General features: G+C 66.8%; 10 protein-coding genes and 1 pseudogene. 2 read left to right on the plus strand and 9 right to left on the minus strand.

Going from position 1 to position 12028, the window contains the following annotated elements:
• Positions 1-61: 61 nt before the first annotated feature.
• The 4 genes from B1H19_RS31040 to B1H19_RS31050 all read right to left on the minus strand — a co-directional run bounded on the left by B1H19_RS31040 (position 62) and on the right by B1H19_RS31050 (position 4757).
• On the minus strand, positions 62-1279 hold the full coding sequence (locus tag B1H19_RS31040) for an IS110 family RNA-guided transposase (protein ID WP_083109981.1): 1218 nt from the start codon (positions 1277-1279) through the stop codon (positions 62-64).
• 569 nt (positions 1280-1848) lie between these two features.
• Positions 1849-3375 carry a replication-relaxation family protein gene (locus B1H19_RS31045; RefSeq protein ID WP_159028163.1) on the minus strand — a complete coding sequence of 509 codons (1527 nt, stop codon included), beginning with the start codon at positions 3373-3375 and terminating at the stop codon, positions 1849-1851.
• Positions 3376-3741: 366 nt separating this feature from the next.
• Complete coding sequence (locus B1H19_RS40065; RefSeq protein ID WP_335755947.1) at positions 3742-4134, minus strand: integrase core domain-containing protein; 393 nt, start codon at positions 4132-4134, stop codon at positions 3742-3744.
• A complete protein-coding gene (locus B1H19_RS31050) occupies positions 4044-4757 on the minus strand; it encodes a hypothetical protein (RefSeq protein ID WP_237289602.1) in 714 nt (237 codons plus the stop codon). Before B1H19_RS31050 ends, B1H19_RS40065 begins: the two co-directional genes overlap by 91 nt.
• 133 nt (positions 4758-4890) lie before the next feature.
• Between B1H19_RS31050 and B1H19_RS31055 the strand changes: the two genes are divergently transcribed.
• Positions 4891-5946: an IS630 family transposase gene (locus B1H19_RS31055; RefSeq protein ID WP_237289914.1), complete on the plus strand. Its 1056-nt coding sequence runs from the start codon at positions 4891-4893 to the stop codon at positions 5944-5946.
• A 7-nt stretch (positions 5947-5953) separates the two neighbouring features.
• Here the strand turns inward: B1H19_RS31055 and B1H19_RS31060 are convergent, their stop codons facing one another.
• The 4 genes and pseudogenes from B1H19_RS31060 to B1H19_RS31070 all read right to left on the minus strand — a co-directional run.
• Positions 5954-6259, minus strand: a complete 306-nt coding sequence (locus tag B1H19_RS31060; protein WP_083108014.1) for a cupin domain-containing protein — start codon at positions 6257-6259, stop codon at positions 5954-5956.
• Positions 6260-7075: 816 nt separating this feature from the next.
• A complete protein-coding gene (locus tag B1H19_RS38915; protein ID WP_159028164.1) occupies positions 7076-7249 on the minus strand; it encodes a hypothetical protein in 174 nt (57 codons plus the stop codon).
• A gap of 568 nt (positions 7250-7817) precedes the next feature.
• Entirely contained in the window at positions 7818-9002 is a 1185-nt protein-coding gene (locus tag B1H19_RS31065; protein WP_083108015.1) for a cytochrome P450, read from the minus strand.
• A gap of 409 nt (positions 9003-9411) precedes the next feature.
• Positions 9412-9606: pseudogene (locus B1H19_RS31070) on the minus strand (IS5/IS1182 family transposase); the annotation flags it as partial.
• A 228-nt stretch (positions 9607-9834) separates the two neighbouring features.
• On the opposite strand from B1H19_RS31070, the gene B1H19_RS31075 reads away from it, so the two are divergent.
• On the plus strand, positions 9835-10890 hold the full coding sequence (locus B1H19_RS31075; protein ID WP_159028165.1) for a polyprenyl synthetase family protein: 1056 nt from the start codon (positions 9835-9837) through the stop codon (positions 10888-10890).
• Between the two features lie 22 nt (positions 10891-10912).
• Here the strand turns inward: B1H19_RS31075 and B1H19_RS38920 are convergent, their stop codons facing one another.
• Positions 10913-11929, minus strand: a complete 1017-nt coding sequence (locus B1H19_RS38920; protein ID WP_159028166.1) for a terpene synthase family protein — start codon at positions 11927-11929, stop codon at positions 10913-10915.
• Between the last annotated feature and the right edge of the window lie 99 nt (positions 11930-12028).

Raw genomic sequence — 12028 nt, forward strand, 5'->3', positions numbered from 1 at the left:
TCTACTGGCTGGAAGAGCGGAAGTCCCCCACACCCGATGACCGGTTGCCCCAGCTGTAGCGTCAAGCGGCGAGTGCATGGGCCTGCTGGGACCAAGCTGTCGCCTCGTCGTACGATGTGCCGGTCTTGAGGCAGCCGTGCAGGATGCCGACGAGCCGGTTGGCGAGCTGGCGTAGGGCGGCGTTGAATTCGATGCCGCGGGCCCGTTGCTTCTCGTAGTAGGCCCTGGCGCCAGGGGAGACCCGCAGTGCAGAGAAGGCTTGGGCGATCAGCGCGTCGATGAGCCGGTCGTTGCGGACGTGCCGAGCGGTTACGACCTTCTTCTTGCCGGATGCGCGGGTGATCGGGCTGGTGCCGGCGTAGTTCTTGCGGGCCTTGGCACTGGCGTAACGGTGAGGGTCGTCGCCGAATTCTGCGAATACCCGGGCGCTGAGCATCGGTCCCAGCCCGGGCTGGGACCGGATGATCTCGGCGTTCGGGTGCCGGCAGAAGAAGTCCTCGACCTGCTCATGCAGGAACTTGACCTGCTCGTTCAAGGTGGCCAGCATCGCGATGAGCGCGCGCACGGAGACGGCGTAGGCCGCCGTCACAACGGCGGGCTGCCCCAGGTGCTTGGCGCGCAGTACGGCTTGGATCTTGGTGACCTTGTCGGGGATGCCGCGTCGGCGAGCGCGCTTGAGGGCCGCGCTTATCTGCGTGGCCGTCAGCTTCGCAGCGGAGACCGGATCGGGTGCCTTGGCGAGCAGTTCCAGGGTGTCGGGGGCGTCCAGGTCGTCGAGCGCCTCCAGGGCGGCGGGGAAGTAGTCGAGCAGGGCGTGCCGCAGCCGCTGCGTGGTGCGGGTACGTTCCCAGATCAAGGTCTTATGGGCACGCGTCACAACCTTGACCGCTTCGGCGTCAGCGGTGTCCCCGGAGATCGGGCGGAACTGGTGAGAGTCGGTGCGCACCATGTCAGCGAGCATGTGCGCGTCGGCCGCGTCGCTCTTGGCCCCCGATACCGCCAAGCGTTCCCGGTACCGGGAAGCCTGCAGCGGGTTGACCGCATATACCGTGTAGCCCGCGGCGATCAGCGCCTGCACCCACGGGCCCCGATCGGTCTCGATCCCAATCACCACCTCGGCCTTGCTGTCCTCCCCGAGCTCGGCGCCGATCATCGCGTGCAATCGCTCGATACCCGCGACGCCTTCCGGCAGCCGAGCCTTGGACAGCCGGCGACCTGTGGCGTCCATCAGCTCGACGTCGTGGTGGTCCTGGGCCCAGTCGTCCCCAACGAACAGCAACTCGTCCTCCGTCATCGACCTCGATCGGCAGCAGTCCGCAGGAGAACCATCAGCGACCTAATAAGGCTGTGCTCACGCCGCAATCGGGCGGGCACGACATCCCATCAGCGATTTCGCTCCTGGCCGACCAGCAGGGGCACGATCTGTCAACAGGACTCGAAGTCCAGGGAAAAGAGAGTGCTCACCTGCTGGTGGCTACCAGGCACCGCGTCTGCCGGATGGAGCCTCGGCAGGTGTTATTAGGGAACTTGCGCGGGAAGCCGAGGCCCGCATCTACCTCGACGACCTCGACGGTGCCGTGGACACTGCCCACTGCGCCGTAGTGCAGATGGGAGGCGTCTCCTCCGCCCGCGGCACCTCCACCCTCGACGACCTGCGGACCAAGCTCTCCGTCCGCAAGGACGTACCCCTGGTCCGCTGGAAAGCACCGCCTGACCTCAGGCATACGAGCGTCCTGCTGACCGCCGACCCTGGCAACAAAGTGCCTTTCTGGGCCCATCGGTCGAAGCCCTGCGGACCAAGGCACCGGTCGCTTCGTAGGTACCGCCGCCTGCTTACCACTGCCGTTACTACACGTACCACCGGCCCGAGTCCGAGCTCGGGCGATCGATGACGCGTCGTATGAAGCGGCCGATGCGTGTGGTGGGCTCGGCCAGCTGGATGCGGCAGGCCGCGCAGCGCAGTCCGTCGGGCGGCGGAGCGAGATCCTCTTGGGGGTCGTCGGTGGCAGTGTTGGCCTTCTTCAGCGGGCCGCCGCATTGCTGACAGGTCGGATCCGGTTCGACGGCTGACTTCCTGGCTTCCTCCTCCGCAGCGCGCTGCGCCCGCTGACGGTCCCTCCGGGCCTTGGCCTCTCGTTCCTCCCGCTCCCACTGCTCCTCGTACTCGCGTTGCTCCCGCTCCCGCTGCTGGCGCTCCTCCTCGCGCCGTACGGCCTCCCGGTGTTCGTAGGCGGCTTTGCCGTCGGGGTTGGCCAGGGCGTCGGCGAGCGTTTCCCATGCGCCGTGGCCGGCGCGCCACCACACCGCGCCCAACGGTCCGTGCTGTTGGAGGCGGTCGAGGGTGGTGAGCAGCAGCGGCACGGTGTCCTGGTAGTCGGTGAAGCTGTCGTCCTCGCTGGGGCTGTAGGAGTGCCCACTCCTGTAGTGGCCTTCCCAGTGGAGTCGAGTCAGGCGCACTACGTGGTCGATGCGGTTGTTCATCGCGGTGGCACCGACCTTCTTGGTGAACACGATGGCCAGCGGGGGGTGGTCCTGTCTCCAGTAGCCGCGGCTCCGGGGCTTTGCCTTCAACGGGTCGAACATCAATTGCCACAGCGGAACCCGGGCGTCGTCCTGCCAGCCGGGGCTGGCGGAGGGGTGCTTGACGGTGCGGCGGAAGAAGTCGCGGTACCGGCTGACCTTGTAGGAGAGGGTCACCGGGTTCTCGGTGCCGTTGTCGACCTCGACGAACAGCACCGGCAGCCGGTGCTCCGGCGCGGTTAGGACGGCGTCCGCGCGGAGGCTCCCCTTCGCGGGCGTGGTCTGCGTCCCGGCGACGGGAAGCACCACTTCCGTGGCCCAGGACGCGATCCGCCCCATGCCCACAGGACGCTGCTGAGGCGCCGGTGCCGCCGGCGTGGCGTCGTGCGACGGGACGCTGGCGGGGGCCGTGGTGGCTGCCTGAGAGCGTTTGCGGAGTACGGGGCGGGTCGGCTCGGGCGAGGTCTGCAGGAACGCGGCGATGGTGTCGGTAACCTTCACCGCGTGCTTGGCTCCCGCGCGTGCGGCGCCGCGGGCGGTGCCGCCCATTTCCTTCGTCGGGCGGTCGAGTAGGGTGGCAGCGGCCTCCAGGCCAGGGCCAGTCAGGTTCCACAGCTTCTCGGTGACCTGGTTGCCGTTCGCGTTGATGCGGCTGGCCGAGCCCAGCGACTCGACCAGACCCTCACGGGCGAGGTCGAGGCAACCGTTGCGGACCGTCTGCGCGCTGGCCGTACCGGGACACATCAACTGCCGGATCTGCTCGGCCGTCGCCACCTTCACTACCCCGAGGGCGGCAAGGACCATCTGCCGGGTCTTGGCCGTCGACCCGTACGGCCGCCGCGTCGTCCCACCCATCCCGCTCCCTCCCGCACCAGCCGCTCGGCTGGTGCGCTCCCGGCCCCGCGGCCCGAGCGCGCCCCGAAACCCGACGCCCCCGACCCACGCCCACCCCCAACACATAACACACCCCTCTGACAAGGGGAGGGGACGGAGGGTTGTCGAAGCGCGGGACCCCCCTTTACCAAGCGGTCTGACCTGCAGCTTTAGCCTCTGCTCCCAGCGAGGGCGGCGTAGGGGGAACCGTAGGGGACTGCGTAGGGCACACAGTAGGGGCCGCGCCGCACGGGCAGCCCCCAACCGCCCTCCTTACCACAGTGGCTACCACTGCAGGTCACAGCCTGTGGGGTTCCAGAACAGGGCCACCTGCGATGACCTGCGTCTCTACGCCGCTCGCTCGTATTCGTTGATCAGGCCTCCGAGGGTCGGTCGGCGCTTGATCTGCTTGTGTGAGAGGTCGGCGATGGGATGGTCGGGTCGTGGCGGGCGCAGCCGCTGTCCGCGGTGAGGCCGCCGCCCGTTGTAGTGGTGGGCGTACTCCTCCAGCACGGTGCGCAATTGGTGCTGGCCGAAGATGAGTATCCGGTCGGTGACCTCGGATCGAACTGTGCGCACGAACCTCTCCGCGTACGCATTCGCTCGCGGGCTTCGGGGCGGGATCTTCACAGCCTCGATGCCCGCTCCCGCTAGGACCGCGTCGAACGCTGCCGTGAACTGACCAGCCCGGTCTCGTACAAGACACATGAGCTCGGCAGCACGGTCGCCGAGATCGGCCATAAGGTTCCGGGCTTGCTGCGTGGTCCAGGGACGTCCGGATGATCGGTGATGCCGAGGATGTGCACGGAGCGAGTGCCGACTTCCATCGCGAAGAATACGTACAGTCGGCGCAAGCTGATCGCGCAGTCGACGTGGAAGAAGTCGACGGCGAGCATGGTCGAGGCCTGTGTATGGAGGAAGTGTCGCCATGTGGTGTCGGTCTGCCGCTGGGGTACTGGGGGTATCTTCAAGCGCTTGAGGCCTCTGCGGATCGTGGACGCGCCCACGCTGTGGCCGAGCTTGAGGAGCTCGCCCTGGATGCGTTGGTATCCCCATGAGGCGTTGTCCAGGGCAAGTTGTTCGATGAGCGTGGCGATCGCCTCGTCGATCGGCGGGCGGTCGGCGTGGTTCGGGTACGTCCACTTCTGTGCGACCAGTCGGCGGTGCCATCGCAGAATGGTGTTGGGCGTGACCAGACGGTGTTGTCGAAGCGCCCTGGGCAGCCGTCGGATCAGGGCGGCGAGGTAGGCGCGGTCGGCCCAGTCAGCGCGTGGCTTGGGGTTCGTGCGGCGCAGCACCGTGACCTCGTGCCGCAGGACCAGCAGCTCGATGTCCTTGGACCTGGAGGAACGGCTGAGTAGCACTAGCTAGTGGCTCATCTCGGTTTGTTGGCCGGGTAATTGATCCTCTACTCGTTGCGGGGCAGGCTGCTTCCAGGTCGTGATCGCGGAGGTGGTCGTGGGGCGTCGTCCGGGAGTGTTCATCCGGCCCGTGAGTATGGAGGAGGGCCGTCGGCTGCAGCAGATCAGCCGGACCGCGAAGGACCCGGTGAAGTTGCGGCGGACGATCGTGGTGATGATGTCCGCCCAGGGCCAGTCGGTGCCGGACATCACCTCGTTGATGCAGGTCAGCGCCGACTATGTGCGCGATGTCATCCATGCCTTCAACGAACGGGAGTTCGAGGCGCTGGACCCAAAATGGAGTGGGGGACGCCCCAGGACGATCAGTAGCGAGGTGCGCGAGCACATCTGCCTGATCGCCCGGACGTCCCCCGCCGACTGGCGTATCACCGCCTTCTCCACCTGGAGCCTGACCAAGCTGGCCGAGCACCTGGTGAAACAGTCAATCGTCCCGGCGGTCGGCCGCGAGACCCTGCGGCGGATACTGCGCGAGGGCAAAGTCTCCTGGCAGTCGACCACCACCTGGAAATCCTCGAACGACCCGGACTTCATTGCCAAGATGCACCGGGTCCTGGCGCTGTACGACACGCCGTCGGCCGATGGCCGGGTGGTATGCGTGGACGAGTTCGGGCCGCTGAACCTGATGCCCCGCAAGGGCAAGGCGTGGCGTCCACGCCGCTCACCTCGTCGTCTGCGAGCCACCTACAACCGGTACGACGGGGTAATGCACATGCTCGCCGCCCTCGATCTGGCCACCGGCAAGCTGTACTACCGGATCCGGCCGCGCAAACGATGGCGCGAGTTCCTGGTCCTGCTCAAGGCCCTGCGGGCCTGCTGGCCCGGCGAGAAGCTGTACGTCGTCCTGGACAACTTCTCCCCACACAAGCATGCCAATGTGCGGGCCTGGGCCGCGGCCAACGTCGAACTGGTCTTACTGCCGACCTACGGATCATGGCTGAACTGGACCGAGTCCGAGTTCGCCGCCCTGCGCTACTTCGCCCTCAACGGCACCGACCACTGCAGCCACCATGAGCAGAACACCGCCATCGCCGCCTACATGCACTGGCACAACGCCCAGTCCGGGCCGAAGACCAGCTTCGCCCCGGACTCGCCCATCCGCACCTGGACCGAGTACCCGGCCAAGGCCGCCTGAAGGACCGTTACTCCTCCGGCAGTTCCACGATCACCAACGTGCCCCGGCTTCCGGGGCGGACCGTGTGTGCAGCTCCCGCCGCAACCATGAACAGCTCGCCCGCCCGCACCGACAGCGGCATGCCGTCCACCTCCAGCTCCAGCCGGCCGTCGAGGACCAGCAGAGCCTCGGCGGCCCCATGGCTCTCTTCCTCGACTGGCAGCCCGTCCATGCGCAGTACCTTTACGCAGGCCGCCCCCACCATGCCCAGCCTGCGAGAGCTCCACGCCTCCGGCAGACCGGCCGCCGTCTCCGCAAGGTCGACCGCACTCATGGCACACCCCTCCTCACGGACCCGGTCGGTCATGCCGAACGGCCCCGCACACAAAGATCAATGGATGCCCTGAAAGCTACCTGACCAGGAAAAACAAGTGGTCGACCGTTTGGCAAAGCCTGTCTCCGGGGCCAGACCGAAGCCAACCCCCGGCCCACGCCAGAGGCTCATCCATTAACCGGCCAACGATCCGAGACGAGCCACTACAGTAATCAGCGGCCGAGTCGTCGTGAGACGCCGGGCGGCCAGGTGAGTGGAACCATCGAGGGCAACCGCATAGAAGCCATACCCGGTGTCTCTGGGTCTCTGGACCTTACGATGGCCCGTCCAACCCACGACCAAGGTAGGACCGCATAGCCTCAAAACGAGATCACCGAGTGGCTGTCAATACACCACCCTGGTCAGCACCCGGGACAGCGACGGGAAGACGGGCGCCTCAGGGGCGAACATCAGGGTTGTTGCACACCCAACGACCCCGTCGCCCTGCCGGAACCGGTGCAGGGCCTTGCGCACCGTCACCCGGTGGACCTCCACGATCCCGGCGATCTCCGACGCTGTCTGCGTTATCTCAACCCCGCCTCTGCTCGCATCACCCGCGCGATGTCCCCTGCCTCTCCGGCCCCGTACGCGCGCACCGCTCGACCGTGCGCGGGCGGGGATCCCGACGAGACAGGAACAGAGCGGCTCTCGTTCGCGAGCGCCTGCGCCGACAGGGTAGGTGCCGATTGATCATCCGGCCAGGTCAGCGGCGTGACAGGTGGTCGGCTGCGCGCGGTGGTCCGGGTGCAGCGGAGAGTGTCGGTCCCGGCGTGATGATCAGATCACGGTTGCGAAATTCCCGAGGAGGGCGGGATGCCGGGCGGCTCCCGCGATCGGCCGGAGAATTTCTTGGCTCATTCTGGGCAGGGTGTCGATCAAAAATCCCGAACGGAAATCATTGGCAGCACAATCCATGCTCGGCCGATGCACATACGGATACGGATACGGCACGTGCGGAGTATGCTGGAAGGTGCCGGAGGACTTACCGGCAGGGCGACTGCGAGGAGGTGCATATGCAACTCGGCAAGGCAGGGTCGCTGATTCTGCGCCTCGTGGCCGCGAAATTCTCGCCCGGCTATTCAGCGGGATAACAATAGAAGACTCATGTGGTCCGCGGAGAGCAGGGTCGGCCCCTTCTGTTCCGACCGGCGTTCACGCGGGTCGCAGGCCGTTTTCGCAGAGATGCGGAGGCGGCCTCTTGCTGGGCCGGTCGACCCATCGGCCGGCTGTCGGCGAACGCGTGGTCCGAGCGGTTCGGGATGCCCTTAACCAGCTTCGCGATCAGCCGGAACCCGACTCCGCTGTCCAGTGACGTCGAAGGCTGCGGATTGAAGCTTTTAGTTTGCGGGGGATTTTGCGGGCTGAAGAGCTACCTTGCGGCGAGGGGCGGGGTGAGCCGGACGTGGTGCATGCGTTGGGGGTACTGCCGGGCGGTGCCGCCGGGCCGTCGGCGGAGGGGTCGAGGTCGCGTACGTCGCCCCCGATGGGTCGGAGTGGCTGCGCCTGCTGGTGTCTGTGGTCACCAGCTGACCAGCAGGGTGCGCAGGCCGCCAGTGACCCGCTCCTTGTCTGTTGACAGCACCGCCCACAGGGCGTGCAGGCCCAGGCCCGGAAGGCGCTGGGGCAGCTGTTCGCAGACGGTCCGCAGTGCGACCCGGGCCAGGTCTGCCCCAAGGCAGTAAAACTTCCCGCGACCGAAGGCGATGTGAGGGTTCGGTGCTCGGGTGATGTCGAACAGGTTGGGGCCGGTGAACCGGTTCGGGTCGCGGTTGGCCGCCTGGAGAGCGAACACCACCAGGTCCCCAGCCCGGATCAGGCTGCCGCGGAAGGGAATGTCCTCGCGCGCGTACCGAGGAATCCAGCTCCCGCCAGGGACGGCAAGGCGCAGGATCTCCTCGGCTGCGCCCGCAGCCAGCGACGGATCATCGTGGAGCGACTGGTACTGGTCGGGGTGGGCCAGCAGGAACAGCAGCCCGTAGGCGATCCGGGCCGCGACGGTCTCGTGCCCGCCGAAGAACAGGTGCCCGGCTGCCTCGATGGCCTGCTCCCGCGTCAGTGGGCCGTGCGGTGTGAGTGCTCTGGCAAGGTCGGTCAGCGCATCGTCTGCAGGGTCCGCGTGCCGGCGGTCGATCAGCTCTCCCAGCCGGCCGAGGAGGGCGGAGCGGGCGGCTTCGGCCGCCGCTCGGTCGCCGGGTACGCGGATGGCATCCGACCAGGCCCGCATACGGGCGTGCTCCTCGCTCGGGATGCCGACGAAGTCAAGAATCAGGCGGGTGGCGAAAGGCTCAGCGACCATCTGGCGCAGGTCTGCGGGTGGCCCGGCGGCCAGCATCGTGTCGATCAGTCCGTCAAGCAGGGGGACGGCCAGCTCCCGCTGCGCGCTCAGGTCGGGGCTGGTAAAGCGCGGTGTCAAAACGCGACGCCAGAACTGGTGATCACCGAGCTCGGTGTCGAAGTTCGACTGCGGGACGAACATGGCCGCGTCCCACAACCGCAACGCCTGCTGCGGACGGGGATGCGACCTGCCGATACGCGGATCGGCGGCGAGCTTGCGGACGTCGTCATAGCGCGTCACCAGCCAGCCCTCGCCCCCGGCAGCGGTCCGTAGCAGCCGCGGCCCGGGGCAGGCACGCAGCGTGCTGAATTCCTCCGGCTCCTCCAGAGGCGACCCGCAGAAGAACGGCATCGGCCCGATGTTCACCATGCACCCCTTTCTCAGCCCCACACACCTACCCAAGCTTGCCGCCACGGACCCGCCGTGCACGGCGGGGGAAGCCGGCACTTGTTGCCGAAGGCCCGTCCCGCCCGTCCGCCAGCGGAGGACTTTGGCGATCGGACGACCGCTGGCGCGGCCCGCCGCAGAGAATGAAAGGTAGGTCTGCACAAGCCTGGCGACGGCCGTGCAGACCTACCTTGCACCCCGCTTGTCACGGCCAACGAAGGTGCAGACTTCAGCCACAGCGGACGTCGGTGGGTGGTGTCAGGCTGCGTTTCCGGCTCGGGATCCGCAGGTTCAGGTGACGCTGTTACCTCGGGGCGAGCCGGGTCCGATCGGCTGGCTGGGCAGATGTGGGGAAGGGCGACTCCGGGTCGCTGGCTGACGACTCATCTCGGGCCGAGCAGTGCCCGTCGGCCACGCGCTCGTATCCACAGCCGAAGACCAGGACCTGCACCAAACGGTCGAAGACGACGGCATCAGCGATACGCGGGTTGTGGCAACCCCAAAAATGACGCTCTTCCCGGGTGGGCAGCAGAGCGAGGAACTGGTCGCGGATCGGGTCGAGAATGCATGATGGGACGGCAGGCACGGTTCCCCCGGTGATCATGAAGCGTAGAGAACTCCATGATCGGGGACCGTGCCTGCACCACTACAACCACCTACTGGCGGACGCTCTAAGTAGGCCCGGCCATGCTGAATTTCGCAGTCATCGGCCGCATCAAGTTGATCTCGCGTGGGAAGACCTTCCCGCTGGGCAGGGCTATGGAGCATCGCAGTATTCGGACTGGGAGAGCGCATGAGGAATGGCCAACCACCCGTGACTACCGCGCCGGGATGTACCGCGGCAGTCAGCCCGGAAACGGTGTTAGCCGAGGGACGGGAACTGGTGCTGCCCCGGCTGCGGGAGTGCGTGGAGTGGTTGTCGGAGCCCGTCCGTACCATGGTCACCTATCACTTCGGCTGGACCGATCCGCAGGGCAAGCCCGCCGCGCTCACTGGCTCCAGTTTACGGCTGGGCACATTGGTCCTGTTGAGCGCGACCTTGGATCGCGGTCCGTGGCACCGGGCCCGAGACGCCGCCGTGGCATGGACACTGATGGGCAACCAGACGCTCATCCACGATGACATCCTCGACGAGGACCGAGTACGGCGCGGCAGCCCTGCGGTCTGGGCGGAATTCGGAACCCCCGCTGCAGTGCAAACGGGAGACGCACTGCTCGCCCTGGCATTCGAAGTCCTGGCAGCCCAGCCAGGCCCACACACCGGAGAGGCCGTTCGGGTACTTGCCGCGACAGCACGGGAAGTGTGCACGGGACAGATACTCGATGTAGAGCTCGAAAGCCGCTCCTGTACCACCTTCGACGAGGCTCTCAGCGTGGTCGAAGCCAAAACCTGCACCCTGCTTCGCTGCATTTGCCATCTCGGCGCCCTGCACACCAACGCGACCCGGGACCAGGTGGATGCCCTGACGGAGTTTGGCGGACATGTTGGAGTGGTGTGGCAACTCCGGGACGACGTAGCGGATATCTGGGGAGACCCGGGCGGCCGGGCCGAGCCGCCCAGGTCGGACATCCGTTCCCGCAAGAAGACCCTGGCAGTCCTCGTGGCGCTGCGCTCCGGCCACCCCTTCCGGAACGACCTCGAAGCGTTCTACCGCAGCACACACGCTGCCGACGTTGACGAGTTGCAGCGCGTCGCCACTCTGATTGAGCAGTGTGGCGGCAGGGCGTGGTGTGAGGAAGAGATCGCACGCCGACTGGCCGCAGCCCGTGAATGTCTCCGGCGTGCTGCGCCCGATGCCGGTGTCAGACGTGTCATTGCGGACTACACCGGCTTCATCACCCGCCGCTCCCTCGCCCCTGCTAGGGCGTGATGTGCCCACAGGAGGCCGGGGCCTACGTGCGTGACGACATGTCGTCCATGGATGGCAGCGTCCTGGCGTAGGCCGGTCCGTCACGGTGGAAGTCGGGATCATACCGGCCGCTCTTTCGATACCAGTCATAGTTGGCCCGTACCACCGCTCCGATTCCGTCCAGGAACAGCTCTGCGGCCCGCCGCCGCTCAGTGCTGATCGAGAATGCCTCGTACACCGTCGGAAGATCCTCTTGGAGCCTCTGCCACCGGTCGATCGCGGCGCGGGCCATGCGCACCGTCTCTTGGACGGCCTCGTTGCGGGAGACGCCTTGTTCGCGTTGCAGCAGAGCCACGGTGTTGTGCAGCTGGCCGGTCAACTCATCGACCTCCAGCGAGTACACGTCGTTGAGCAGGCACAAGCAGTCCGCGCACGCCTCCTGGATGCCCTGCCACTGCACGCTGTCCCACAGCTCCTGAGGGGCCTCGAATCCACACGCGGACTCGATCAGATTGGTATAGGCCCCAGCCCCGATCCATGCCCGGCGCACCTGCAGATGTGCGTGCAGAGGCTGAGCCTGGCCCCGGGCCCGGTCGGCCGCCAAGGCAAGGGCGCTGGAAAACCACAGGCGCCAGTGACCGGCCGCACGGCGCCGCCACGCCTGCGACATCCCTTCACACTGCCGTGCCCACACATCGGCCCAAGCCACCACCAGCGGATGAGTATCGCTGGCACACGCACCCGGCGGGCGGGACGTGATCGCGATCAGTTTCCGCAGCGTCCCGACCAGTCGCTGTGGGTCCTGCCCCATGTCCCCGTTGATCTGGTCATTGACATAGAAGCCCCATGCCAGTGTGTCGAGTGCCATGTCCAACCGGGGCCCAGTGGCTGCTGAGTAGAGCTTCATCGCGAACTCGGCAACACCCATGTCCAGATACCGCTCGGTCGTCTCCCCCGGCTGCAGCAGCCCGTATCCCGTTAGCCAGGCCACATTGCGCCGAGTGACTGCCTCCGGGTCCTCCTTGTTGCTCCTGGCTGGAAACGGGATGAAGAACTCCACGTCATGTCTGCCCGCCATGCGCTCTCCCCTCCGACTTCACCGCACGCCGCTTCGGCTCACGCCCCGCTTGCAGCTGATCGTAATCACTCGGACCAGGTC

This window comes from Streptomyces gilvosporeus (genome assembly GCF_002082195.1).
Taxonomy (GTDB): domain Bacteria; phylum Actinomycetota; class Actinomycetes; order Streptomycetales; family Streptomycetaceae; genus Streptomyces; species Streptomyces gilvosporeus.

Coding starts and splice junctions, on each gene's coding strand:
- B1H19_RS40065 (WP_335755947.1), bottom strand. CDS start 4,134: ATGGCCGATCTCGGCGACCGTGCTGCCGAGCTCATGTGTCTTGTACGA.
- B1H19_RS31065 (WP_083108015.1), bottom strand. CDS start 9,002: ATGGTGAACATCGGGCCGATGCCGTTCTTCTGCGGGTCGCCTCTGGAG.
- B1H19_RS31045 (WP_159028163.1), bottom strand. CDS start 3,375: ATGGGTGGGACGACGCGGCGGCCGTACGGGTCGACGGCCAAGACCCGG.
- B1H19_RS31055 (WP_237289914.1), top strand. CDS start 4,891: ATGGAGGAGGGCCGTCGGCTGCAGCAGATCAGCCGGACCGCGAAGGAC.
- B1H19_RS31060 (WP_083108014.1), bottom strand. CDS start 6,259: ATGAGTGCGGTCGACCTTGCGGAGACGGCGGCCGGTCTGCCGGAGGCG.